Annotated in this window: 21 protein-coding genes and 1 riboswitch; of the genes, 7 read left to right on the top strand and 14 right to left on the bottom strand. The window is 72.6% G+C overall.

Features of this window, described 5'->3' with window-relative positions; all coding sequences use genetic code 11:
- Positions 1-42: 42 nt before the first annotated feature.
- The 7 genes from BUE45_RS27590 to gcvT all read right to left on the bottom strand — a co-directional run bounded on the left by BUE45_RS27590 (position 43) and on the right by gcvT (position 7,686).
- Positions 43-681, bottom strand: coding sequence for a restriction endonuclease subunit S (locus tag BUE45_RS27590; protein ID WP_073383779.1), 639 nt, complete (start codon positions 679-681; stop codon positions 43-45).
- Positions 669-2,327 carry an N-6 DNA methylase gene (locus tag BUE45_RS27585; protein ID WP_143173504.1) on the bottom strand — a complete coding sequence of 553 codons (1,659 nt, stop codon included), beginning with the start codon at positions 2,325-2,327 and terminating at the stop codon, positions 669-671. Before BUE45_RS27585 ends, BUE45_RS27590 begins: the two co-directional genes overlap by 13 nt.
- A 12-nt stretch (positions 2,328-2,339) precedes the next feature.
- The gene (locus BUE45_RS27580) at positions 2,340-3,032 is read right to left on the bottom strand and encodes a hypothetical protein (RefSeq protein WP_084737975.1); all 693 of its coding nucleotides are present in this window, start codon (positions 3,030-3,032) and stop codon (positions 2,340-2,342) included.
- A 231-nt stretch (positions 3,033-3,263) separates the two neighbouring features.
- Entirely contained in the window at positions 3,264-4,676 is a 1,413-nt protein-coding gene (locus tag BUE45_RS27575; protein WP_073383775.1) for an L-serine ammonia-lyase, read from the bottom strand.
- Positions 4,677-4,759: 83 nt separating this feature from the next.
- Positions 4,760-6,028 carry a serine hydroxymethyltransferase gene (locus BUE45_RS27570; protein WP_073383773.1) on the bottom strand — a complete coding sequence of 423 codons (1,269 nt, stop codon included), beginning with the start codon at positions 6,026-6,028 and terminating at the stop codon, positions 4,760-4,762.
- A gap of 6 nt (positions 6,029-6,034) precedes the next feature.
- On the bottom strand, positions 6,035-6,412 hold the full coding sequence (gcvH, locus tag BUE45_RS27565; RefSeq protein WP_073383770.1) for a glycine cleavage system protein GcvH: 378 nt from the start codon (positions 6,410-6,412) through the stop codon (positions 6,035-6,037).
- Between the two features lie 158 nt (positions 6,413-6,570).
- Complete coding sequence (gcvT, locus tag BUE45_RS27560; protein WP_073383767.1) at positions 6,571-7,686, bottom strand: glycine cleavage system aminomethyltransferase GcvT; 1,116 nt, start codon at positions 7,684-7,686, stop codon at positions 6,571-6,573.
- 144 nt (positions 7,687-7,830) lie between these two features.
- Positions 7,831-7,931, bottom strand: a riboswitch (glycine riboswitch).
- A gap of 184 nt (positions 7,932-8,115) precedes the next feature.
- Between gcvT and BUE45_RS27555 the strand changes: the two genes are divergently transcribed.
- Complete coding sequence (locus BUE45_RS27555) at positions 8,116-8,925, top strand: hypothetical protein (protein WP_073383830.1); 810 nt, start codon at positions 8,116-8,118, stop codon at positions 8,923-8,925.
- Between the two features lie 62 nt (positions 8,926-8,987).
- Here BUE45_RS27555 and BUE45_RS27550 read toward each other — a convergent pair whose 3' ends face one another.
- Both BUE45_RS27550 and BUE45_RS27545 read right to left on the bottom strand, forming a co-directional pair.
- Complete coding sequence (locus BUE45_RS27550) at positions 8,988-10,046, bottom strand: 3-deoxy-7-phosphoheptulonate synthase (protein WP_073383764.1); 1,059 nt, start codon at positions 10,044-10,046, stop codon at positions 8,988-8,990.
- A gap of 187 nt (positions 10,047-10,233) precedes the next feature.
- Complete coding sequence (locus tag BUE45_RS27545) at positions 10,234-11,952, bottom strand: AMP-binding protein (protein ID WP_073383762.1); 1,719 nt, start codon at positions 11,950-11,952, stop codon at positions 10,234-10,236.
- Positions 11,953-12,092: 140 nt separating this feature from the next.
- On the opposite strand from BUE45_RS27545, the gene BUE45_RS27540 reads away from it, so the two are divergent.
- Together BUE45_RS27540 and pip are read left to right on the top strand one after the other, a co-directional pair.
- Positions 12,093-12,965, top strand: coding sequence for a DUF4429 domain-containing protein (locus tag BUE45_RS27540; protein WP_073383758.1), 873 nt, complete (start codon positions 12,093-12,095; stop codon positions 12,963-12,965).
- Between the two features lie 208 nt (positions 12,966-13,173).
- Positions 13,174-14,130, top strand: a complete 957-nt coding sequence (pip, locus tag BUE45_RS27535; protein WP_073383754.1) for a prolyl aminopeptidase — start codon at positions 13,174-13,176, stop codon at positions 14,128-14,130.
- A gap of 67 nt (positions 14,131-14,197) precedes the next feature.
- Here pip and BUE45_RS27530 read toward each other — a convergent pair whose 3' ends face one another.
- Positions 14,198-15,415, bottom strand: a complete 1,218-nt coding sequence (locus BUE45_RS27530; protein WP_245833496.1) for an NAD(P)/FAD-dependent oxidoreductase — start codon at positions 15,413-15,415, stop codon at positions 14,198-14,200.
- A gap of 11 nt (positions 15,416-15,426) precedes the next feature.
- Positions 15,427-16,389, bottom strand: coding sequence for an asparaginase (locus tag BUE45_RS27525; RefSeq protein ID WP_073383751.1), 963 nt, complete (start codon positions 16,387-16,389; stop codon positions 15,427-15,429).
- Between the two features lie 176 nt (positions 16,390-16,565).
- Here BUE45_RS27525 and BUE45_RS27520 point away from each other — a divergent pair, with 176 nt between their 5' ends.
- Positions 16,566-17,474, top strand: a complete 909-nt coding sequence (locus tag BUE45_RS27520; protein ID WP_073383827.1) for a 3'-5' exonuclease — start codon at positions 16,566-16,568, stop codon at positions 17,472-17,474.
- Between the two features lie 290 nt (positions 17,475-17,764).
- Here the strand turns inward: BUE45_RS27520 and BUE45_RS27515 are convergent, their stop codons facing one another.
- The 3 genes from BUE45_RS27515 to BUE45_RS27505 form a co-directional block, all read right to left on the bottom strand.
- Positions 17,765-18,019, bottom strand: coding sequence for a hypothetical protein (locus BUE45_RS27515; RefSeq protein ID WP_073383749.1), 255 nt, complete (start codon positions 18,017-18,019; stop codon positions 17,765-17,767).
- 131 nt (positions 18,020-18,150) lie between these two features.
- Complete coding sequence (locus BUE45_RS27510) at positions 18,151-18,810, bottom strand: TetR/AcrR family transcriptional regulator (protein ID WP_073383746.1); 660 nt, start codon at positions 18,808-18,810, stop codon at positions 18,151-18,153.
- A 101-nt stretch (positions 18,811-18,911) separates the two neighbouring features.
- Entirely contained in the window at positions 18,912-19,589 is a 678-nt protein-coding gene (locus BUE45_RS27505) for a biliverdin-producing heme oxygenase (protein WP_073383743.1), read from the bottom strand.
- Between the two features lie 425 nt (positions 19,590-20,014).
- Between BUE45_RS27505 and BUE45_RS27500 the strand changes: the two genes are divergently transcribed.
- Genes BUE45_RS27500 through BUE45_RS27490 form a run of 3 tightly spaced genes read left to right on the top strand, consistent with a single transcriptional unit; the run spans position 20,015 to position 23,730 of the window.
- A complete protein-coding gene (locus BUE45_RS27500; protein ID WP_378656946.1) occupies positions 20,015-21,328 on the top strand; it encodes a PP2C family protein-serine/threonine phosphatase in 1,314 nt (437 codons plus the stop codon).
- Positions 21,329-21,351: 23 nt separating this feature from the next.
- Positions 21,352-23,280, top strand: a complete 1,929-nt coding sequence (locus tag BUE45_RS27495) for a sensor histidine kinase (RefSeq protein WP_073383737.1) — start codon at positions 21,352-21,354, stop codon at positions 23,278-23,280.
- Between the two features lie 15 nt (positions 23,281-23,295).
- Entirely contained in the window at positions 23,296-23,730 is a 435-nt protein-coding gene (locus BUE45_RS27490; protein WP_073383825.1) for a response regulator, read from the top strand.
- The last annotated feature ends 318 nt before the right edge of the window (positions 23,731-24,048 follow it).

Genomic DNA, 24,048 nt, shown 5'->3' with positions numbered 1-24,048 from the left:
CGCTCCCATCGGTTCGGCGATGGGCGGCACCGCTTTCGGGTACTAGGGCGCTTCGGCGGATACGGACACTCGACCGGAGAACAGCACGGGAGCGAGAGCGTCGTGCAGTTCGCTCGCGGTCCGGCTGATCTCGGCGTGCAGTCCGGCCTTGTCGTCCAGGGCCCGCAGCGAGCTTCCGATCGCTCGCTGGTCTTCGAGGGGCGGCACCACAGTGGGGAGCGACCGCAGCGTGTTCACCGTGATCGAACGGACCGTGCTTCCGGAGGAGTGTCTGTCGATCCAATCCCCGACCACCGGTAGTCCCAGGTAATGCACCAGGTATTCGGCATCGATGCGAGAGGACGGGCGCAGGCGAAAGAGCTGGGTGCTGTACAGCCAGTGGTGCTGCTCCCGGTCGATGCGGGCGAACTTACCGAGTGTTCCGGTCCTCGTGCCTACGATGTCGCCCTCGCGGAGCCGGTAGCGATGCAACCGCTCGGCCACGGTGTCGGTGACGCGGACCAGGTCGGTGTCCGACACCCGGCGGTCGGCGATATCCCCCGGTCTGACCAGCGGTGTCCCCTGTGTGCTGAACTCCCGGGAGGGTGCACTCGCACCGGAGGGACCCGGCTGGATCTGGCACACCTCATCCAACCGGAGCTCACTCCAGCCGGCGGCCAGGTGTCCGGTCAGGGAATCCATCTCTGTGCCTCCCTGATCACCTGGTCGGTCCTGGCCTCGACCAGAGGGATCTGCCCGCACAGCGAGTCCAGGCGCTGGATGAGCGATGTGATGTGAGCCTTCTGCTCAGCCATGTCGGTGTGCGGCTTGCTGCCGGACACGTACATCGACGGGCGGAGTGAATACCGCTTGTCGCGGATCTCATGGATCGTCGCGACGCGACTGATGTTCGCCGCCTTCTTCGCGAAGTCGTGTCGCTTTCCGGTACGCCATCCGTCGTAGGTGCTCCGGATGAGCTCTGTGTCCTCCTTCCGAAGGGTGCGGGTCGTTCGAGAGGTCATGCTCCCGAGCCCATGGGCGTCAATGAAAAGGATCTCCCCGCATCTGCCCGTCGGAGCCTTGAGTATCCACAGGGTCACGGGGATGGCGGTGTGCTGGAAGAGGCGATCGGGCAGGGTTATGAGACACTCCACAGCGCCGTCCTCGACCATGTTCGCCCTGATCGCGGCCTCCTTGGCGTTGGCCGAGCTCGATGCACCGTTGGCCATCACCACCCCCGCCCTGCCGTTCGGGGACAGTCGGTCGATCACATATTGGAGCCAGCGGAAGTTCGCGTTCTCTTTGGGCGGTTCGCCGTAGCGAAAACTCTCCCGGGTGGGATTCCCCGCAGGGAGGTGGCTCATGTTGAACGGCGGATTGGCAAGGATGAGATCTGCGGCTCCGTCCGCACGGCCGTCGTCCCAGGGGAGTCCAGGGCCGCGCCCGAGGTCGGCCTCGATGCCGTGCATCTGCATGTTCATAGAGGCGACGGCGAACACCCGCTCGTTGAGAACGGCACCGCTGACCCTGGGATCCTTTTTCGGATCGGTTCCCCGCCGCGCTTGCACGGCCTCGCTGAGGAAGCCGCCCGTCCGACAGAAAGGGTCGTACACGCTCTCGAAGGAGCGGTCGGATGCGAGAAGGTTCACCAGCGTGCGCACCACTGGTTCCGGGGTACTCAGATCCGTATGACGCGATACCGCGTCTTTCTCGAGGAAGGCGAGGGCACGGTTGAAAGCAGTCAGCAGTGTCTCTTGTCCCCGGTGCTGAACGTCGATCTCATCGACTCCGTGAACAACCCTGCGGAGTGTGCCGGCTCCCAGCCCGCGAAAAGCCTCGGAGGTGAAGGGCGGAAGGATGTCGGCGAAGTCCGTGGCGAACACGGATCCGTCTGCGGTGCCGTGATGGATCCGTTCGCGCAGGACATCCCAGTGGTCGGGGTGCGCAGAGCGAAGGAAGACCATTATCGAGAGAAGAAACGCGGCCTCGCCGGGCGCGGATACTCCCCGGAGGTCGTCCAGCAGGCGGAGGAGGGCACTGTCGATGGCAGCCACGTCGCTTCGGGACGAGTGTGGTGGCTTTTCCGCCGCACGATCTCCTGCGTGGGCGCGCACGCGGTCGGCGTATGTGGTGCCTGCGGGCTCGTGGGGCCGGCGGGCATTGGCGGGGACGGCGCGTGAGGACAGCCAGGCGGTGACCTGGTCGAGGTCGAACAGCTCCCGTTCGGTGTCCGCCGGTTCGGGGAAGTCGGGACCTCGCTTGTGCCAGTTGGTGACCGCGGCGCGGCTGACCCCGGCGTACCTGGCGAGCTGCGCGCGTGACACGAGGCTCGGAGCGTTTCCGGCCACGGTGCTCCTTTCTCAGAAGCTCGGTGGAAGGTCTCCCCGGCACATCTGGTCCTTGACCAGGAGCACTTCGGGGACACGGTCAAAGGGCTTGATGCCCGAGGCGATCTCGGGGCTGATGTACGAGAGTACGAGGTAGAGCTTGGCGTGGTCCGCCTCCAGGTGGCGGTGGTGGATCGGCTCGTGGTGCATGATGCGGTTGCGCAGCAACCGCAGGGAGTAGAGCCGGTCCTGGAGGACCCGGCGCGGTCCTCGGTAACCGGGGAACGCCCGGTGGAGGACGGGAACCCAGAGGTCGCGGTCGTACCTGCGAGCGACCAGGGAGGACCAGAAGCCCAAAGACAGCTCGGTGACGATGTCGTCCGTCCCGGCAGAACGGTGGCAGCGGGCCTTCGCCTGGCGCACGAGGCGTTGGCCCTCGCTGTCCAGCGGTGCCCGGTCCCACCAGTCCCCCTGCTCGAAGTGCGTGCTCAAGTGACTGTGGAGAGAGTTGCGCAAGGCCAGTTCGAACGTGTGGAGCGGGCCGTAGAAGGCGGCCGAGACCATGACATTCCAGTGGTACAGATTGACCGCCCGAACCGCGTCGCCGCCGCTGTGCCGGAGATAGGGCGCGAGGCGGGGGGAGGAGTAGGCGGAGACCATCCACGCCGGGATGCCGGTGCTCACGATGACCTTCGTTCTATCTCGGCCGGGGGCGCGAGAGGACATGGGACGGAGACGTTTGATATCGTTGCCTGTGTAAGCCCCGGGTTCGCCTCTGCTCAGCACGCCACCCGGGGCACGGCTTTGCCCGGGGTGGTACCGCCAGGACCCCGACGACCGGCTCATCGCGAACGCGGCCGGATGCACCGTCTTTCAAGAACAACGGTACACACGGCTCTCGTATCCCGCAAGCGCACTCCAGTGCGCGCTTTTGTTAACGCCTTCTCTCCCGGGCCGTCAGCACTCGATGACGTTGACGGCCAGGCCGCCGCGCGAGGTCTCCTTGTACTTGTCGTGCATGTCGCGGCCGGTGTCGCGCATGGTCTTGATGACCTTGTCCAGCGACACGAAGTGGCTGCCGTCGCCGCGCAGCGCGATCCGGGCCGCGCTGATGGCCTTGACCGACGCCAGCGCGTTGCGCTCGATGCAGGGGACCTGGACCAGGCCGCCGATCGGGTCGCAGGTCAGGCCCAGGTTGTGCTCCATGGCGATCTCCGCGGCGTTCTCCACCTGCGCCGGGGTGCCGCCCAGGACCTCGGCCAGCCCCGCGGCGGCCATGGACGACGCCGAGCCGACCTCGCCCTGGCAGCCCACCTCCGCGCCGGAGATCGACGCGTTCTGCTTGAACAGGATGCCGATCGCCGCCGCGGTCAGCAGGAACCGGACCACGCCCTCGTCGCCCGCGCCCGGGCTGAAGTGCGCGTAGTAGTGCAGCACCGCCGGGACGATCCCCGCCGCGCCGTTGGTGGGGGCGGTCACCACCCGCCCGCCGGCCGCGTTCTCCTCGTTGACCGCCAGCGCGTACAGGGTGATCCAGTCGCTGCCGCGCATCGGGTCGGGGTCCGCGGCGGTGGGGGCGAGCAGCCCCGAGTCGTCGCAGTTGCCGCCGAGCTGGCGGTACAGGCGGTGTGCCCGGCGCGGCACCCGCAGGCCCCCGGGCAGGGTGCCCTCGGTGGTCACCCCGCGCCGTACGCACTGGCGCATCACCGCCCACAGCTCCAGGAGCCCGGCGGTGATCTGCGCGTCCGTGCGGCCGAAGGCGCGCTCGTTGGCGCGCATGACCGCGCTGATCGACATGCCCGTCTCCGCGCACAGAGCCAGCAGCTCCTCCGCGGTGGAGAACGGGTGGGGCAGCACCGTGTCGTCGGCCTTGATGCGGTCGGCGCCCGCCGCCCGCTCGTCCACGACGAACCCGCCGCCCACGGAGTAGTACACCTTGGCGGCCAGCTCGGCGCCGGTGGCGTCCCGGGCGACGAACCTCATCCCGTTGGGGTGGTCGGGCAGGGTCTCCTTGCGGCGGAAGTCCACGTCCACGGCCGGGTCGAACCCCACCGCCGGCCCCTCCGGGCCGCCCAGCGCCAGCGAGCGCTCCTCGCGCACCCGCTCCACCAGGGCGGGCACCGCGTCCACGTCCACCCCCTCGGGGGTGTGGCCCAGCAGGCCCAGGACGACGGCGGTGTCGCTGCCGTGCCCCCTGCCGGTGAGGGCGAGCGACCCGTACAGCTCGGCGCGCACGTGCGCCACACCGTCCAGCAGCCCGTCCTCGCGCAGCCGCGCGACGAACGTGCGCGCGGCCTTCATCGGCCCCACGGTATGCGAACTGGACGGTCCGATACCGGTCTTGAACAGGTCGAACACGCTGATGGCCAAGGGTCTGTCCTCCTCGTCGAGCACAGGGCCGCCACTGCCGGACGGACGCCGTGCGGGGCGCGGCGGCCCCGCACGGCGGGGTCCTACAGGTTGGGGTAGAGCGGGTACTTCTCGGTCAGCGTCCGCACCCGGGTGCTCAGCGCCTGCGCGTCGAACTCGGGCTTGAGCGCCTCGGCGATGACGTCCGCGACCTCGGCGAAGTCCTCGTCGCCGAACCCGCGGGTGGCCAGCGCCGGGGTGCCGATCCGCAGGCCCGAGGTGACCATGGGCGGCCGCGGGTCGTTGGGCACCGCGTTGCGGTTGACCGTGATGCCGATGGAGTGCAGCCGGTCCTCGGCCTCCTGGCCGTTGAGCGCGGAGTCCACCAGGTCGACCAGCACCAGGTGCACGTCCGTCCCCCCGGTGGCGACCTTGACGCCGGCCTCGGCGGCGTCCGGACGGGTCAGCCGCTCGGCGAGCAGCCGCGCGCCGGAGACGGTGCGCCGCTGGCGGTCGGCGAACTCCTCGCCCGCCGCGACCTTGAGCGCCACGGCCTTGGCCGCGATCACGTGCTCCAGCGGGCCGCCCTGCATGCCCGGGAACACCGCGGAGTTGATCTTCTTGGCCAGCTCGGCCCGGGTGAGGATCAGACCGCCGCGCGGGCCGCCCAGGGTCTTGTGCGTGGTGGTGGTGACCACGTCGGCGAACGGCACCGGGTTGGGGTGCAGGCCCGCCGCGACCAGGCCGGCGAAGTGCGCCATGTCGACCATGAGCAGGGCGTCCACGGAGTCCGCGATCTCCCGGAACCGGGCGAAGTCCAGCCGGCGCGGGTAGGCGGACCAGCCCGCGACGATCATCTTGGGCCGGTGCTCCTTGGCCAGGGCGGCGACCTCGTCGTAGTCGACGGTGCCGTCCTCGTCGCGCACGTGGTAGGCCACGGCGTTGAGGACCTTGCCGGAGTAGTTGATCCGCATCCCGTGGGTCAGGTGGCCGCCGTGGGCCAGGTCCAGGCCGAGGATGGTGTCGCCCGGCTTGAGCAGGGCGAAGTACACGGCCGTGTTGGCCTGGGCGCCCGAGTGCGGCTGCACGTTGGCATGGTCGGCGCCGAACAGGGCCTTGGCCCGGTCGATGGCGAGCTGCTCGACGACGTCGACGTGCTCGCAGCCGCCGTAGTAGCGGCGGCCGGGGTAGCCCTCCGCGTACTTGTTGGTCAGGACGGTGCCCTGCGCCTCGATGACGGCCTGCGGGGCGAAGTTCTCCGAGGCGATCATCTCCAGGGTGTCGCGCTGGCGGGCCAGCTCCGCGTCTACCGCGGCCGACACCTCCGGGTCGAGCTCGCTCAGGCTCTGGTTGAGCGTGTTGTCGGTGGCCATCGGGGGTCAGTCCTCGCCTTCGGTCAGCTTGGTGTACTCCTGCGCGGAGAGCAGTTCGCCGGGTTCCCCGGACAGGCGCACCCGGAACAGCCAGGCGCCGTAGGGGTCGGAGTTGACGGACTCCGGCTCCCCTTCGAGGTCCGCGTTGACCTCGACGACCTCGCCGTCGACGGGGGAGTAGATGTCGCTGACGGACTTGGTGGACTCCACCTCGCCGCAGGTCTGCCCCGCGGTCACCGCGGTCCCCACGGCGGGGGCCTCGACGTAGACGATGTCGCCCAGCGACTCGGCGGCGAACGCCGTGATGCCGACCGTGGCCACCCCGTCCCGGACCGAGACCCACTCGTGTTCGGCGGTGTAACCCAGCTCCTTGGGAACGCTCACTTCAACTCTCCTTGGAGGTGCTCTTCATTCCTGCCGCGCCGCCGGGTGACGGCCGCCCGGCCCGGCCCGTGTCCGGACGCGCCCCGTCCGTGCCGATCCCGGTCCTGGGTTCAGCCGCGCGGGGCGCGTGGGGTCCCGAGGGTGCGGGACCCACGTTCTCAGGCCTGCCGCTTGTAGAACGGCAGCTCGACCACGTCGACGTCCTCGCCCCGGCCGCGCACGTCCACGGTGAACGCGCCGGTCGCGGTGTCGAGTTCGCCGTCCACGTAGGCCATGGCGATGGGGCGGCCCAGGGTGGGGGAGGGCGCGCCGCTGGTGATGGTGCCGACGACCGCGCCGTCGCGCAGGACGTCCTGGCCGCGGCGCAGCGGACGGCGTCCGCGCGCGGCGAGGCCGATGAGGCGCCGGGGGCGGGAGGTGCGGGAGGCCCGCTCCAGCGCGGCCCGGCCGACGAAGTCGCCCTCCTTGTCGAACTTGACCACGCGGCCCAGCCCGGCGTCGAAGGGGGTGAGGTCGGTGCTCAGCTCCTGGCCGTACAGCGGCATGCCCGCCTCCAGGCGCAGGGTGTCGCGGGCCGAGAGCCCGGCGGGGACCAGGCCCCGGCCGGCACCGGCGGAGACGAGGGCCTCCCACACCCCGACGGCGCGCTCGGCGGGCCGGATGAAGATCTCGAAGCCGTCCTCGCCGGTGTAGCCGGTGCGGGCCAGTAGGGCGGGGACCCCGGCGACGGTGTGCGCGTGGCCGGCGTAGTAGCCGAGGGAGCCGAGGTCGGCGTCGGTGAGCGGTGCCAGGATCTCCACGGCGCGGGGGCCCTGGATCGCGATGAGCGAGTACTCGGCGGACTCGTCGGCGACCTGCGCGTCGAACCCGGCGGCGCGTTCGGCCAGGGCGGCGGCGACGGTGTCGGAGTTGGCGGCGTTGGCCACGACGAGGTACTCCTCCTCGCCGAGCCGGTAGACGATGAGGTCGTCCAGGACGCCGCCGTCGGCGTCGGTGATCATCGTGTAGCGGGCCCGGCCGACCTTGACCCGGGACAGGTGTCCGACCAGCGCGTGGTCCAGTGCCCGTGCGGCGTCCGGTCCGGTGAGGCGGATCTCGCCCATGTGGGAGAGGTCGAACAGGCCGGCGGCCTCGCGGACCGCCCGGTGCTCGGCGGTCTCGCTGCCGTAGCGCAGCGGCATGAGCCATCCGGCGAAGTCGACGAGCGAGGCGCCGGCCTTCTCGTGGACCGCGCGCAGGGCGGTGGGGCGCGGCGCGGACGCGGGCTCTGACATGGGCACTCCCGAGAGGATGGGCGTCGTGTCGTGATAGGCGTTGCCATCCTCCCCCTCTGTCATCTGTGCCTGAGAGCTTCACCGCGCGCTCGGCGCGGCTTGCACCTTCGGCGAGGGACGGCGGTCCCTGCTTTCCAGAGTGGTCTCGCCCGTACGGTCCACTGTGCCTGAGAGGTTGTTTCGGGGAGGGATTGCTCCTTCGGCGGCCCGCGCCGGCTGCGCGGGCACTCTCCCGTACGGGGTCAGCAACACGTTCACCCTAGCAGCGGACGTGGCCGCCTCCGAGAGCGGCACCGGGCGCGCGACGTGCGCGCACCGGGCGCGCGTGAATACCGGACGGAGGGGGTGCCCCCGGGCTACCGTGTCCCGTGGACGGGACGTGGCGGTTCGTGTACCGAGGGAGACCGAGTGCTGGTGGACACGCGGGGGATGAGACGGATCGGATGCGCGTCGGTGGCCGGCGCGACGGTGGCGGCGCTGCTGGGCTGCGCCGCGCCGCGGGAGGAGGCCGCCCCGGTGCAGGGGGCGGGGAACGCCGCCGCGGTGGGCGGCGACGTGGCCGCCGTGGAGCGGGCGGACCTGGCCGGGGTGTTCGCGCGGGCCGGGGCGGCGGGCACGTTCGTGCTCTACGACTCCCGGGACCGCACCTCGGTGCTGGTGGACCCGGAACGGGCGCGCGAGCGCGCGGTGCCGGGGGAGACCTTCGAGCTGGTGACGGCGCTGGCCGCGCTCCAGACGGGGGCGGTGTCCGACGCCGGCGCGGTGGTGGGCGCGGGCCGGGACGCCCACCGCGGGGCGGTGGAGCGGGTGGGCCGGGAGCGGCTGGCCGCGTGGGTGGACCGGTTCGACTACGGCGACCGCGACCTCGGCACCGGCGGGGACGACTTCTGGGCGCGGGGGCCGCTGGGGGTCTCCGCGGTGGAGCAGACGGAGTTCCTGGCCGGGCTCGCCCGCGGCGAGCTGCCGGTCGAGGCCGCCCACCAGGAGGCGCTGCACGCGGCCACCCTGGTGGAGGAGACCGCGGAGTACGGGCTGCACGCCCGGTCCGCCTGCGAGGGCGGCGGGGCGCCGGGCTGGTGGGTGGGCTGGGTGGCCGGCGGGGAGGGCGCGCACACGTTCGCCCTGCGCCTGGAGGCCGGGCCGGGGGAGGACGCGTACGGCACCGGGGACTGCGAGGCGCTGGGGCGCGAGCTGCTGGCCGCCCTGGACGTCCTGCCCGAGGACGCCGGCACCCGCTGAGGCGCACGGCCGACGGCGGCGCCCCGCCCCCGGGGCCGGGGACGGGGCGCGGATGAGTGCGCTCAGGCGGCCTTGCGGCGCGACCGGACGGCCTCGGCCAGGGTGGACAGCACCTCGCCGGTGGTGTCCCAGCCCATGCACTTGTCGGTGATCGACTGGCCGTACACCAGGTCCTGCGGGTCGCCCAGCTTCTGGGCGCCGGGGACCAGGAAGCTCTCCAGCATGACGCCGATGATGCCGTGCTGGCCCTCGGCTACCTGGGCGGCGATCTCCGCGGCCACGCCCGGCTGGCGCTCGTGGTCCTTGCCGCTGTTGGCGTGGCTGGCGTCGATCATCAGGCGGCGGGGCAGCCCGGCCGCCTCGATGACGTCCAGGGCCGCGTTCACCGGGGCGGCGCCGTGGTTGGGCCCGGTGCGGCCGCCGCGCAGGATGACGTGGCAGTCGGGGTTGCCCTCGGTGGCGACCACCGAGCCGGCCCCGGCCGGGTCCACGCCGAAGAACGTGTGGGAGGCCGCCGCGGCGCCCACCGCGTCCACGGCCACCTGCACGTCGCCGTCGGTGCCGTTCTTGAAGCCCACCGGGGTGCTCAGGCCGCTGCTCAGCTGGCGGTGCACCTGGCTCTCGGTGGTGCGGGCGCCGATCGCGCCCCAGGACACGGCGTCGGCGATGTACTGCGGGGTGATCGGGTCGAGGAACTCGGTGCCCGCGGGCAGCCCCAGCGAGTTGATGTCCAGCAGGATCTCGCGCGCCAGGCGCAGACCGCTCTGGACGTCGTAGGTGTCGTCCAGGCCCGGGTCGTTGATGAGGCCCTTCCACCCGACGGTGGTGCGCGGCTTCTCGAAGTACACGCGCATGACCAGGCACAGCTCCTCGCTCAGCGAGGGCGCCAGCGCGGCCAGCCGGTGGGCGTAGTCCATGGCCGACGCGCGGTCGTGCACCGAGCAGGGGCCGACCACGACCAGCAGCCGGTCGTCCCCGCCGTCCAGGACCCGCTTGACCTCGGCGCGGGAGCGCTCGACCAGGGCGCTGCGCTCGGACCCCAGGGGAAGCTCGGCGAGCAGGTCCCGGGGGGCGATGAGCGGCTTGTAGTCGACCACCCGTGTGTCGTTGGTGCTGGTCATGCTGCTGGTCCCCTGTCCTTGCTCTCGCGGTGCCGCCACCCTGCACACTAGCGCGGACGCGGAGCCCGAACGCGGTCGCACCGGTATTTCGGACGAGGGTCACAGGGGAGGTGCTGCAAATCGCGACAAGGGGGAAATATTCGTCTCACGGGTCGAGACGAATTTCCCCGGTCCTTTTTCCGCGGGGTCAGGAGCCGGGGTCGGCCAGGTCCTCCTCCCAGAACTCGGCGGGGCGGCGCGCGCCGTCCGTGACGGGGCCGCGCTCCGCCTCTTCCCGGCGCAGCTGCACCCGGCGGATCTTGCCCGAGGCGGTCTTGGGAAGTTCGGCGAACTCCAGGCGGCGGACCCTTTTGTACGGCGAGAGGCGGTCGCGGACGTGCTCCAGGATCGCCCGCGCCGCCTCCGCGGTGGGCTCCACCCCCGGGGCCGGCGCCACGAACGCCTTGGCGACCGCGAGCCGCAGCGGATCGGGGGAGGGGACCACCGCGGCCTCGGCCACGTATTCGTGTTCGACGAGGACGCTTTCGAGTTCGAAGGGTGAGATGCGGTAATCCGAGGCCTTGAACACATCGTCGCGGCGGCCGATATAGGTAATGCGCCCGTCGGCCTCCCGGGCGGCCAGGTCCCCGGTGCGGAACAGCCCCCGCAGGGCGGTGGACCGGGCCGGGTAGGGGCCGTCGGCGTACCCCTTCATGATCCCCACCGGGGCGTCGGACAGGTCCACGCAGATCTCGCCCGCGTCGGCGGGCTCGCCGGTGGCCGGGTCCGCCAGCACGATCCGGTAGCCCGGCATCTCGTACCCCATCGACCCCGGCACGACGCGCCCGCCGGGGGGGTTGCCCACGAGCAGGGTGGTCTCCGTCTGGCCGAACCCGTCGCGCACCGTGAGGCCCCACGCCCGGCGCACGTGCTCCACCACCTCCGCGTTCAGCGGCTCCCCCGCCGCGGTCGCCTCGCGCAGGGGGACCTCCCGCGACGCCAGGTCCGTCTGCACCAGCATCCGCCACACCGTCGGCGGCGCGCAGAAGGTGTGGACCCCGCAGCGCACGATCTCGTCGAGCAGCCGCTCGGCGGAGAAGCGGTCCTGGCGCACCACCAGCACCGTCGCCTCGGCGTTCCACGGGCCGAACACGCTGCCGTAGGCGTGCTTGCCCCAGCCCGGGACCGACACGTTGAGGTGGACGTCCCCCGGACGCACGCCCAGCCAGTACATGGTGGACAGGTGCCCGACCGGGTAGGAGCGCTGGGTGTGCACCACCAGCTTGGGCCGGGCGGTGGTGCCCGAGGTGAAGTACACGAGCAGGGGGTCGTCGGGGCCGGGCCGGTGCGGCGGGTGGAACTCCAGGCCGGCGTGCTCGGAGTCGGGGTAGCAGACCCAGCCGTCCATGTACCCGACGCAGATCCGGGTCCAGTGCCCGTGCAGCCCCTCGAACTTCCCGGTGTCCTCCGGGGAGCAGACCACGTGCCGGATCTCGCCGCGGTCCAGCCGGTCCACCAGGTCCCCCTCGGTGAGGTTGGTGGCGGTGGGCACCACGGCGGCGCCGAGCTTGGCGGCGGCCAGGGTGATCTCCCACAGCTCCACCTGCGGGCCGAGCATCACCAGGATGCGGTCGCCCGCGTGCACGCCCTGGGCGTGCAGCCAGTTGGCGACCTGGGAGGAGCGCTCCGACATGCGCCGGTAGGTGTGCTTCTCCTCCGTGCCGTCCTCGGCCACGATCCACAGCGCCGTGCGGTCGGGCCGCCGCCCGGCCACCTCGTCGAAGTGGTCCAGTGCCCAGTTGAACACCTCGGGCCGGGGCCAGGCGAACTCCCGGTGCGCGGCCTCGCGGTCCTCCCGCAGCCGCAGGAGCAGATCGCGCGCCGCACGGAACTCCGCGGCCCCCTCGGCCGCCGCCTCTTCGGACATCGCTTCGACCTTTCGGATCTCCGCCCGCCTCGGTCCAGGGCCGGTGTGCTGCCGTTACTACCCCGGATGCGGTCCGGCGACCCCTCGCCGGGCGCCGCACCCTCCGACGGCCGCCCGCGTCCGCCCTAGGATGGTGACCCATGGAGGAACTGCGCGGGCACCACGCCCTGTGGAAGATCGACGACGAGACGGTGCGGATCCGCTTCGACTCCGGGCGCAAGGTGCCGACGCTGTTCAAGGCGCTGGGAGCGGTCGAGGTCCCGCTGGCCGCGGTGCACGAGGCGGAATTCGACCAGGGCGACCGCAAGCGCGGGTGGCGGCTGCGGCTGGTCCTGGCCCCGGGCCTGGACCCCTACGCCGTGCCGGCCGCGTCCGCGCGGGACGCGCACACCCCGCTGCTCCTCACCGGCCCCCACGACACCGAGCTGGTCGCCGAGTACGTCGCCGACAAGGTCCGGGCCCTGGCCCGCTACGCACGCGAGACCCTCGCCGGGGAACTCGACCCCGGGGAGGTGGCCCGCGCCCTGGTGGCCCGGCCGCCGGTGCAGGCGCGCACCGCCGAGGGGTCGGTCTCCTTCGACGGCGAGAAGGTGCGCCTGCTGTGGGACGGGTGGCTGGCCAGCACCGCCAAGGAGAAGGAGAAGTCCCGCGAGTACCGGCTCCAGGAGATCGAGTCCGCGGTCTGGCACCCGCAGCTCGACATCACCGAGGGGTACCTGCGCGTCGTGCTGCGCGGTGTCACGCTGCCCGAGGCCACGTCCCTGGAGAACGACTTCTTCACCCTCGCCTCGCACGGGTCCAAGGGCGCCGAGGAGACCTTCCTGATGGCGGCCACCCTCAACGCGTACATCGGGCGGGCCCCCGCCGCGCCGGCCCTGGAGGGCGGCGACGCCCCCGGCTCGCCCGAAGAGGTCTACGGAAAGATCCGCGAGCTGGGACGCCTGCACACCGAGGGCCTGCTGACCGACGAGGAGTTCGCCGCCAAGAAGGCCGAGCTGCTCGACCGCCTCTAGGGCCGCGGGCCGCGCCGGGGCGGCGGGCACCGCCCCCGCCCGCCCGGGAGGCGCCCCGGGGCCGCCGTCCGAACGCCGGACCGGCCGCGGGCGTCCGCGCGGCCGGCCACGCCCGACGACCCCCGCCGGAGGGACCCGGCCACCCCCCGTCCGGCCCGCCCCGAAGTCCCTTTCGGGGCACACGACGAACACCAGGAAAGGCCACTCTGTGCGCACCCTGTACCCGCCCATCGAACCGTACGACTCGGGCATGCTCGACGTCGGCGACGGACACCGCGTCTACTGGGAGCTGTGCGGCAACCCCGCCGGCAAGCCCGCGGTGTTCCTGCACGGCGGTCCCGGCGGCGGCTGCACGCCCGACCACCGGCGGCTGTTCGACCCGGAGCGGTACCGGATCCTGCTGTTCGACCAGCGCAACTGCGGCCGCTCCACCCCGCACGCCGGGCGGATGGACACCGACCTGTCCACCAACACCACCTGGACGCTGGTGGAGGACATGGAGCGGCTGCGCGAGATGATCGGCGTCGACGCCTGGCAGGTCTTCGGCGGGTCGTGGGGGAGCTGCCTGGCCCTGGCCTACGCCCAGACCCACCCCGACCGGGTCACCGAGCTGGTCGTCCGGGGCATCTTCACGCTGCGCGACGAGGAGCTGCGCTGGTTCTACCAGGAGGGGGCGTCGATGATGTTCCCCGACCTGTGGGAGTCCTACCTGGCGCCCGTCCCGGAGGAGGAGCGCGACGACCTCATCGCCGCCTACGCCCGGCGGCTGGAGTCGCCCGACCGGCAGACGCGGGTGGAGGCGGCGCGTGCCTGGAGCGTCTGGGAGGGCTCCACGGTGACCCTGCTGCCCAACGAGGAACTGCGCGAGCACCACGCCGAGGACGAGTACGCGATGGCGTTCGCGCGGATCGAGAACCACTACTTCACCAACCGGGGGTTCTTCACGCCGGGGCAGCTCATCGAGGGCGCCGGGCTGATCCGGCACATCCCCGGGGTGATCGTGCAGGGCCGCTACGACGTGTGCACCCCGGCGCGCACCGCCTACGACCTGCACCGGGCCTGGCCGGAGGCGGAGTTCCACATCGTCGACGACGCCGGGCACGCGTTCAGCGAGCCCGGCATCCTGGACCGCCTCATCGAGGCGACGGACCGCTTCGCCCGGTGACGCCGGCGGCGGGCGCGGCGCCGGCTCCCGCCCGCCGCGCTCCGCGACGGGGTCCGCGGGGCCGCCCTCAGGGCGCGGCCGCCGCCAGGGCCTCCTCCCAGGTGGTGGGCCGCTCCAGCAGTCCCCGGTACCGCATGGTGCGCGGGGTGGAGCGCAGCCCCAGGACGCCCGTCAGCATCCCGCCCCGGCCGAGGAAGGCCACGAATTTACGGTCCTCCGCGGACCCGTGCACGATGGCGACCTCATCGGCCGGGGCACCCTGTCCCAGCAGCTGGATCTTCATTTTGTATTGGTCCGACCAGAAGTAGGGCACCGGCGTGAAGGGCCGCCGGTCCCGCGGGTCGGCGAGGAGGTTGTGCGCTGCCGCCGCGGCCTGCTCCCCGGCGTTGGTCCAGTGCTCCAGCCGCACGCGCCCGCCGTAGCGCGGGTGCGGCCAGTTCGCCAGGTCCCCGACCGCGTAGACGCCGGGGGCGGAGGCCGCCGAGTACTCGTCGCAGCGCACCGACCCGTCGGGCATGAGGTCGAGCGACCCGCGGAGCCACTCGGTGTTGAGGTCCACGCCGATGCCCGCCACGACGAGAGGGGTCTCGACCGCCCCGCCGTCGGCGAGGCGCACGCGCTCGACGCGTCCGGAGCCCTCGTAGGCCCGCACCCCCGTGCCCAGGCGCACGTCCACGCCGTTCTCGCGGTGCAGCTCGGTCAGCACCGAGCCCAGCCGCGGGTGGACCACGCGGGTCAGGGGGGTGGGGGCGGCCTCCACCAGCGTGACCTCGGCGCCCAGGGCGCGGGCGCTGGCGGCCACCTCGGCGCCGACGAACCCCGCGCCCACGACCACCAGCCGACCGTGCTCGGCGATCCGCGCGCGCACGGCCTCGGCGTCCTCCAGGGTGCGCAGCACGTGCACCCCGGCCAGCGCGGTGTCCGGGCGGCGGGCGCGGGCGCCGGTGGCGACCACCAGGCCGTCATAGGGGATGCCGCCGCCGTCGTCGAGCCGCACGGTCCGCGAGGCGGTGTCCAGGCCGACCGCCCGGGTCCCCGGGAGGAAGTCCAGGTCCAGGGCGTCGATCTCGGCGTCCTCCAGGAGCCGCAGCGCCCGGTTGCCCGCCAGGGGGCCCTCGCCCAGGCCCACCCCGGTCAGCGCCTCCTTGGACAGCGGCGGCCGGGAGTAGGGCCGGTGCGCCTCCTCGCCGACGAGCGTGAGGCGCCCCCCGAAGCCGCGTTCGCGCAGGGCCGCGGCGGTGCGCAGCCCCGCCGTCCCGGCGCCGGCGATGACGATGTTCCGCACTGTGCCTCCGTTCAGAGCGGCCGGACCTCGCCGACCGGTGCCCCGCCGCCGTAGACGTCCACCCGCAGCCGGTCCCCGACGGGGGACACGTCCACGCCCAGGGCGCGCAGGGCGTCGAGCGCGACCAGCGTACGCGCCCGCTCGGCGGCGTCCCCGTCGCTGATCTTGACGGCGACGGCCTCCCCGGAGGGCGCGGACAGGACCAGCACCCCGTCGGCGCCGATCTTGGACACCAGGCCCGGCATGCGGGTCATGAGGTCGGTGTCCACCCGGCCGGTGCCGGACACGTACTCGGGGTGGGCGCTCATGGCCGCCAGCACCGCGCGCTCGGGCGACCCCTCGGGCGCGGTGCGCATCCGCCACAGGCCGCGGGCCAGGCCCGCCAGGGACACGGCCAGCTGGGGGGCGCCGCAGCCGTCGACGGCGGTGTGGGCGACCGGTTCGCCGCACAGGTCCTCGGTGGTCTCGCGGACGAGGACCTGGAACGGGTGCCCCGGGTCGAGGTAGTCCCCGGTGCTCCACCCGCGGGCGACGCAGGCGGCGAGCATGCCGGCGTGCTTGCCCGAGCAGTTCATGAGGAGCCGCTCGGGCTCGCGCCCGGAGCGGACGAACTCCCGCCGGGCCGCCGACCCGCCGGGGATGTCGGGCGGGCAGCGCAGCGCGTCGGGGGTGAGCCCGGACGCGGAGAGGACGAGCCGGGCCCGCTCCTCGTGGATCGGCTCGCCGCCGTGGCTGCCGGCGGCGATCGCCAGGGAGGGACCGGACAGCGGTGCGCCGGCGCGCAGCATCGCCACGGCCTGCAGGGGCTTGGCGGAGGAGCGCGGGAACATCGGCTGGTGGACCGGGCCGCGCGCGTGGGCGATGCGCCCGTCGGCGGCCAGCCCGACGACCGCTCCGTAGTGCACGCTCTCGCGCATCCCGGAACGCGTCACCTCGGCGAGCGGCACGTACTCGGGCAGGGGCGGTCGGGACATACGGGTCTCCTCAGCGTCGAGGGGGCGTGGAGTGTCGGCCGATGGGCTGACATGCGTCAGAACGTTACCCCGTGACTCTTTCTTCCGATTCCGCGGGAGTACCGCGGGCGGGGGCGTCAGTGCCGGGGAGTAGGGTCGTGGCGGTGGAACCGGCGGTCATCGACGAGGGGACGGGAATGGGAACGCTGCGGATGGGGACGCTGACCCGGCGCAGGGGCGGTGTCCGTGCGGCGGACCTGGAGTACGCGGTGCTCGACACCGAGACCACCGGACTGGACCCGCGCTCGGGTGCCCGCATCGTGGAGATCGCGGTGGTGCGGCTGCGCGGCGACGGCACCCTGCTGGAGGAGTTCACCACCCTGGTCGACCCGCGTACCGACGTGGCCGGCCGCGAGTTCCACGGGATCGGTGACGGCGACGTCATCGGCGCCCCGACCGCCGAGGAGGTGGTGCCCGAGCTGGCCCGCCTGCTGTCGGGGGCCGTGGTGGTGGGCCACAACCTCGACTTCGAACAGCGCTTCCTGGCCTCGGAGCTGATCCCCGTCGGCCTGCCCGGGGGGGCGCCCGGGCTGTGCACGCTGCGCGCCCTGCGCGCGCAGGTCGGGCTGGACCGCTACTCCCTGCCCAAGGCGTCGTACGCGCTGAGCGGGACGTGGCCGACCGGGCAGCACACCGCCCTGGGCGACGCCCGCGCCTGTGCGCGGCTGCTGGTGGAGCTGATCGCCAACGCCCCGGGGGAGCTGCGTTACCAGGGCGCGGAGCCCGAGCCGGCCGCGGCACCGGTGCGCGGCCGGGTCCCGGTGCCCTCCGGCGCGCCCGCGCGGGGCGTGCGCTGGAAGCCGCGCACCTCGACGCCGTCGGACCTGTTCGCCCCGCGCCCGTGGCCGGACGTGCGCTGGCGCCCCCTGGAGCTGGACCCGCTGCTGTGCGGCGGGGCGTTCGGGCCCACCGACCGGGCGATCGCCGAGATGGCCGCGCACCGGGACGACCGGACCCGCCGCAGGATCGCGACGGCCGCCGCCGTGGCCGGGGGGCTGGCGGCCGGCGGGCTGCTGGCCGACCTGGGCCGCCGCCTGCGCCGCTAGGCGCACCGGCCGGTGGCACCCGCCCCGCCCGGCGCACGGGAGAGGGGTCTTCGGCCCCGGTGCGGGCTCCGCGCCGACCGCCGGAGGGTTCCGGTGCCTCGTGCCCGCGCCCGTTCCGCACCCGTGGGCCGACGCGCCGCGGACGGCGGGGGCCGCTGGGCCGTGCCGCCGCGTGCTTCCCGACCGGCCGCCACCGCCGAACGGCGGCGTCCGGGGCTCCGCGGCCCGGGAGGCGCGGAAGGGTGTCCGAAGACCGGTGCCCCGCGCCCCGGTGGCCGCGGGGCATCCGGTCAGTAGCCGGACAGGGCGAGGAAGAACGCGATGATCATCGCGCTGCCGCCCAGGGTGGTGAGCAGGGCGCGGCCCTGCTCGGTGAGGTGGGCGGAGGCCAGGCGCAGCCCCGGGGGCGCGGGGGCCGTCCGGGTTGCGGTACCGCCGCCCCTGGGGGAGACGCGCCCGGGGCGCGGCGGGACGTAGCGGGGCACTTTGTTGAACATCGCGACCAGCACCGGCACGGCGCCGATCGCCAGCAGTACGAGCGACACGACGGTGGAGCACCTTCCCGACTCGGGTCCGGGGCATTGATTCCTACCGGATCCGGGGTGCGGTTCTCGACTCGGTACCGTCCGATCGCTGCGCGGACGCCCGTTACGGGCTGCCCGTTATCACGCGGCGCTCATGCATCGTCGCCGAGCGTCTTCTTCTTGTTCCGGTTGGGGACGATGGTGTCCACGGTTTCGGTCTCGACACCGAGGGCGCGCAGCACGAACCGGGTGACCAGGGCGTGGGTCTCCTCCGGGTCGATCTCCCCGCTCACCAGCGGGATGCGCTGGGAGCCGACCATCGACAGGGTCAGCCGGGCGACCGCCTCGGCGGGCATCGCGTCGAACTCGCCGTCGGCGATGCCCTCGTCCAGGATCTCCGTGAGCAGGCTCTGCATCGGGGCCACGTGGGCGGCCAGCGCCTGGTAGGCCTGCGGCCCCAGGCTGGCGCCGAGTTCGGCGGCGGGCGGGTGCGGGTGCGCCACGATGCCTTCGAGCTGCAGGCGCACGAAGGCCGACAGCCGCCGGGCGGCGGAGACCCCCGAGGGCAGCTCGCGCCGGTAGTCCTCCACGAAGCGGTTGTTCACCTCCTCGGTGAACGCCAGCAGCAGCGTGGGCTTGTCCGGGAAGTAGTTGTAGAGCGCGGTGCGCGTGATGCCGGCCGCGTTGGCGACGTCGGTCATGGAGACCCGGTCGATCCCCTGCGAGCGGATGAGCCCGTCCACGGCCTCCATGATGCGCTCCCGTGTGCGGGCACGGTGCGCGGCGATGGTGGGCGCTGTGATCTTGGGCATTCCCCTATGGTGGCACGCCGAAGGGGCCGGACCGCACGGTCCGGCCGCCTCCGCGGTTCCCGCCCAGGTGGCACCGGGTGTCCACACCCGGTCACCCGGTGTCAGGGGGAGGTGTGGAGCCGGCCCAGGTCGGCGAACACCTCCGTGTTGAGCTGGTAGGCCAGGCGGGTCTCGGCGATGAGCCGGTCCGCGGTGGCCGCGCCCATCTCCAGGGAGTCCAGGCGCTCGCGGTATCCGGTGCGGAACCGGGGCAGGCTGCCCAGGGTGTCGAAGACGTAGAAGGACACCCCGGCATCGTCGGTGAGCCCGTAGGCCTTGGCGGCGGTGCGGCGGATGAACTGGCCGCCGGAGACGTCGCCCATGTACCGGGTGTAGTGGTGGGCGATGAAGCCCTCGGGGCGGTCGGCCATCTGCTCGATGCGCGCGACGTAGGTGCGGGTGGCGGGGGTCGGCTCGACGCGCTCGCGCCAGTCGGTGCCGAGCAGGTGCTCCAGGTCCCGCACCAGGGCGGGCACCCGCTCCAGCTCGGGGTAGTGGAACCGGCCGGCGAGGCGGTCGCCGGCCAGTGCGCGGCCGACCTCCTCCAGCGCGACGTAGGCGAAGTAGTGCTGGGCGACCATGGCGGTGTACCCGGACAGGGGGAGGGTGCCGTCCATGAGGGCCCGGGTGAACCCGTGGTCCTCGGCGGCCTGGTGGTCGCTCCAGGTGGCCGCCTTGAGGCGCTCGGAGAACAGCTCCGGGCCGGGGGCCGTGGTGGGGGCTTCGGCCGTGACGCTCATCCGCGTTCTCCGTCTTCCGTGGTCGTACCTTTGATGACATCATGTCATTTAGGTGACCCTTCCTTCAAGAAGGATACGACAACCTGTCGCAAAAAACCCGGGCGGCATCGCCTGTCGTGTGACCGGCCTCACATTCGAGGGGTCGCGACCGTGCGCGCACGCCCCCGTGCGCATCCGGTGCCCCGTCCCCGGAGGTACCCGCGCAACCCCCTTGCCGACGCGGGTTGCGGCGCTCCGCCGCCCTACGGCGAACCGGTTCCCCGGGGGGTCGTCGGATGTGTCTCTCCCCCGCCTGCTGGTCAACAGGTCCCCGGGGCGTTTATCTTTTGGGGAGCCATGCGGTCCGAAACCGCCCCGGGGTGACCGCCCCGGGCCCACGCGGTGCGATGGCGAGCGCCCGCGGACCGTCAGACCGAAGGCGATGAGTGGATACCAGGAGAACAGGGCACGATCCCGCCAAGGTGATCGGTGCGGGGACGGCGCACGCCGACCCCGCCGACGGTGCGTCCGCCGACGGCCGTGCCGCCCTGGGCGACGCCGTCCTGAACGAACGGGTGGAGGCTGCCGTCGAATCGGTTGACGTCCTGCTGATCGAAGACGACCCGGGTGACGCCTTCCTCGCCGAGGAACTGCTCGCCGAGACGGCGCTGACCACCCGCATCACCTGGGTCGCCACCCTGCAGGAGGCCCGCGACCACCTCAAGGGCTTCCGCGGCTGCGTCCTGCTCGACCTCAACCTGCCCGACGGGCACGGCCTCGACCTGCTCCGCGAAGTACTGCAGAGCGCGCCCGCCGCCGCCGTCGTCGTCTTCACCGGGCTGGACGACGAGCACGAGGGGGTCGCCGCGGTCGCGGCCGGGGCCCAGGACTACCTCGTCAAGGGCCAGGTCGACGGCTCCCTGCTGGGCCGCAGCCTGCGCTACTCCCTGGAGCGCCGCCGCGCCGACGAGAACGCCCACCAGCTCCGCGAGGCCCGCCTGCGCGCCCGCGAGAACATGCGCCTGGAACGCGGCCTGCTGCCCCAGGTGCTGCTCCAGCGCTCGCCGCTCAGCCACCGCGCCTACTACCGGCCCGGCCGCAAGCGCGCGATCGTCGGCGGCGACTTCTACGACGCGGTCGAGAAGGACGGCACCACGCACATCATCATCGGCGACGTCAGCGGCCACGGCCCCGACGAGGCCGCGCTGGGGGTCAGCCTGCGCATCGCCTGGCGCACGCTCATCATGGCCGGGGTCGCCGAGTCCACGGTGCTGCCCAACCTGGAGGCCATCCTCGTCAGCGAGCGGGCCCAGGAGGAGATGTACGCGACCCTGTGCATGGCCAGCATGGACACCGGCGAGGACCGGGTCCGGCTGCGCGTGCTGGGGCACCCGCCGCCCATGATCGTCCGGGGCACCTCCGTGGAGGAGACCCCGGTCACCCCCCAGCCCCCGCTCGGCGTCTTCCCGGTGGAGGACTCCGACGTCGACGGGGTCCTCCTGCCGCGCGGCTCCAGCCTGCTGATGTACACGGACGGACTCGTGGACGCCTACGACGGGGAACCGCCCGCGCGCCTGGAGGTCGCGGGCCTGCGCCGGCTCGTCACCGGCATCCTGGAACAGGGCGTCTCCCTGGCCCGGCTGGCCGAACACGTCGTGGACGAGGCCGAGCGCAGCAACGGGGGACCGCTCCAGGACGACGTGGCGATGCTCCTCATCAGCCACGACGACGACCACGGGGAGAACGGACAACGGGAGTGACCCCTCCCGGGGAGGGGACGGCCATGGCGACCGACACCGATGGAGCCGGGGCGCCTCCGGGCGCCGACGCGCCCCCGACGCCCTCCGTCGGCGGTGTCCACTTCGTCAACGGCGACCGGGGCCGCCCGGCCGTGCCGCACGAGTCGTGGAGCCTGCGCCGCCGGGTGACCAGCCTGCTGACCGTGGTCGCCGTCGTCCTCGTGGTCGCCGTCTCCATCATCACCCTGGCCGCCTTCAGCGCCCGCGACTCCCTGGCGCTCCAGGTCGACGAGCTCACCCCCGCGGTCGGCTCCGTGGAGCAGACCCGCTCCGCCTACCTGACCCAGGACCACGCGCTGCGCGGCTACATCCTCACCGAGGAGCGCGAGTTCCTCCAGCCCTACATCGACGCCCGCCTCAAGATCACCGAGGAGCGGGCGCTGCTGCGCGAGCTGGCCGACGGCCGCCGGGAGGAGGACCCCGCCCTGGCGGCGAACATCGACGCCCTGCTGCGGGCCGGGGAGATCTGGACCGAGGAGTTCGCCGAGCCCACCCTGGAGCAGGTCGGCAACGGGCAGGAGCCCGGCCAGGACGACCTGCGCCGCGGCCGGGTCCTGTACCTGGAGCTCACCCGCGCCAGCGAGGCCGCGGTCCAGAACCTCCAGAACGAGATCGAGGAGGCCCGCAGCGGCCTCACCCTGGCGACCCAGCAGGTCGTCGCCCTGCTGGTGCTGGTCGGCCTGGTCGTGGTGTTCCTGTCGGTGTTCCTGTGGGTGATGCTCCAGCAGTGGGTGCTGCGCCCCCTGGACGAGCTGGCCGGGCACATGCGCCAGGTGTCGGAGGGCTACTACGCGCACCGCATCTCCCTGCACGGGCCGCCCGAGATCGTCCGCCTGGGACGGGACGTCGACGCCATGCGCGAGCGCATCGTCCAGGACCTGGACGAGGTGGCCTCCGCCCGGCGCAAGCTCCAGGAGCAGTCCGCCCTGCTGGAGCACCAGGCCGAGGAGCTGCGCCGCTCCAACCTGGAGCTGGAGCAGTTCGCCTACGTCGCCTCCCACGACCTCCAGGAGCCGCTGCGCAAGGTCGCCAGCTTCTGCCAGCTGCTCCAGCGCCGCTACCAGGGGCAGCTCGACGAGCGCGCCGACTCCTACATCGACTTCGCGGTCGAGGGGGCCAAGCGCATGCAGACCCTCATCAACGACCTGCTCGCCTTCTCCCGCGTCGGCCGAACCAAGAACTTCGCCTCGGTCGACCTGGAGCGCGCCCTCGACGACGCCCTGAGCAGCCTGTCCACCCGCCTGGAGGAGACCGGCGCCGAGGTCGCGTGGGACGAGATGCCCACCGTCCAGGGCGACCGCACCCTGCTCACCCAGGTGTTCTTCAACCTGGTGGGCAACGCCGTCAAGTTCCGCGGCGAGGAGGACCCGCGCGTACGCATCTCCGTCGAGCGCGAGGGCGACGAGTGGGTCTTCTGCTGCCAGGACAACGGAATCGGGATCGAACCGCAGTACGCCGAGCGCATCTTCGTGATCTTCCAGAGGTTGCATACAAGGGAGAAGTACACGGGAACCGGCATCGGCCTGGCGATGTGCAAGAAGATCGTCGAATTCCACGGTGGGCGGATCTGGCTGGACACCTCGCACGAACCGGAAACCTCCGGTGAGGGGGAGACCCCCCGTACCGGAACGCGCATATGCTGGTCTCTGCCCGTCGACCCCGGGCAGGAGGAGACCGCGGACGCGGACGGCGCACCCGCCGTCCGGGAGGCGCTCTCCGACGACGGGGTTCAGGAGGCCGAGACCGCCCCCGCGGAACCGGCACCGACGGCCGCACGGTGGTCCACGGGTCGGGACGGTCGGCAGGCGGACGCATCCGGGGGCGAGGCCTCCGGGGCGACCTCCGCGGCGCCCGGGTCCGATGGCGGTACGGTTCCCCCCGACGGCGGGGCGGACCCTGACAAGGGGTTCTGAGGCTTGAGCGAGGTCATGTTGGTGCATCCGATCGAGGTGCTGCTGGTCGAGGACGACCCGGGCGACGTACTCATGACCAAGGAGGCGTTCGAGGAACACAAGCTGGGCAACCGGCTGCACGTGGTCTCGGACGGCGTCGAGGCACTGCGCTTCCTGCGCAGGGAGGGCGAGTACGCCGACGCCCCGCGGCCGCACCTGATCCTGCTCGACCTCAACCTGCCCCGCAAGGACGGGCGGGAGGTCCTCCAGGAGGTCAAGAACGACGACGACCTGGCGCACATCCCCGTCGTCGTGCTCACCACCTCCGAGGCGGAGGAGGACGTGCTGCGCAGCTACCGCCTGCACGCCAACGCCTACGTGCCCAAGCCGGTGGACTTCGACCAGTTCATCAAGGTCGTCCGGCAGATCGACGACTTCTTCGTCACCGTGGTACGCCTGCCCAAGGGCTAGCTTGGCGTTTAACCTGGTTGCTTGTCTCCGGAGCGGCCTTTAATGCTCGTTTCGTGCTTCTTCGGGACCCCGTAGCGGGGAGCTGGACGCTTGTTCCGACTCCCCGCCGGGCGCCCCGGACCCGGCCCCGAGGGTTTCGGTGCACCCACACACCCAGGCAGGTCCGCGCGGATGTACCGAAACCCCCGACGGACCCGGGACGGACTCATCCGGACCGGCTCCACCGGCCGGTGCCAGGGCAGACACACCTGGACGACAAGCCCTCGGGCCAACCGCAACTGGGTGTAGGCCACGAGCACCACCCAGGACCACCGGTCC

Source organism: Nocardiopsis flavescens (assembly GCF_900141985.1).
Taxonomy (GTDB): Bacteria; Actinomycetota; Actinomycetes; order Streptosporangiales; family Streptosporangiaceae; genus Nocardiopsis; species Nocardiopsis flavescens.
Note: the sequence above shows the minus strand (reverse complement) of the source record. Positions and strands in the feature narration are given on the sequence as shown.

Coding starts and splice junctions, on each gene's coding strand:
- BUE45_RS27520 (WP_073383827.1), top strand. CDS start 16,566: ATGGGAACGCTGCGGATGGGGACGCTGACCCGGCGCAGGGGCGGTGTC.
- gcvT (WP_073383767.1), bottom strand. CDS start 7,686: ATGTCAGAGCCCGCGTCCGCGCCGCGCCCCACCGCCCTGCGCGCGGTC.
- BUE45_RS27495 (WP_073383737.1), top strand. CDS start 21,352: ATGGCGACCGACACCGATGGAGCCGGGGCGCCTCCGGGCGCCGACGCG.
- BUE45_RS27505 (WP_073383743.1), bottom strand. CDS start 19,589: ATGAGCGTCACGGCCGAAGCCCCCACCACGGCCCCCGGCCCGGAGCTG.
- BUE45_RS27570 (WP_073383773.1), bottom strand. CDS start 6,028: ATGGCCACCGACAACACGCTCAACCAGAGCCTGAGCGAGCTCGACCCG.
- BUE45_RS27590 (WP_073383779.1), bottom strand. CDS start 681: ATGGATTCCCTGACCGGACACCTGGCCGCCGGCTGGAGTGAGCTCCGG.
- BUE45_RS27525 (WP_073383751.1), bottom strand. CDS start 16,389: ATGTCCCGACCGCCCCTGCCCGAGTACGTGCCGCTCGCCGAGGTGACG.
- BUE45_RS27490 (WP_073383825.1), top strand. CDS start 23,296: ATGTTGGTGCATCCGATCGAGGTGCTGCTGGTCGAGGACGACCCGGGC.
- BUE45_RS27550 (WP_073383764.1), bottom strand. CDS start 10,046: ATGACCAGCACCAACGACACACGGGTGGTCGACTACAAGCCGCTCATC.
- BUE45_RS27545 (WP_073383762.1), bottom strand. CDS start 11,952: ATGTCCGAAGAGGCGGCGGCCGAGGGGGCCGCGGAGTTCCGTGCGGCG.
- BUE45_RS27540 (WP_073383758.1), top strand. CDS start 12,093: ATGGAGGAACTGCGCGGGCACCACGCCCTGTGGAAGATCGACGACGAG.
- BUE45_RS27555 (WP_073383830.1), top strand. CDS start 8,116: ATGAGACGGATCGGATGCGCGTCGGTGGCCGGCGCGACGGTGGCGGCG.
- BUE45_RS27580 (WP_084737975.1), bottom strand. CDS start 3,032: ATGTCCTCTCGCGCCCCCGGCCGAGATAGAACGAAGGTCATCGTGAGC.
- BUE45_RS27510 (WP_073383746.1), bottom strand. CDS start 18,810: ATGCCCAAGATCACAGCGCCCACCATCGCCGCGCACCGTGCCCGCACA.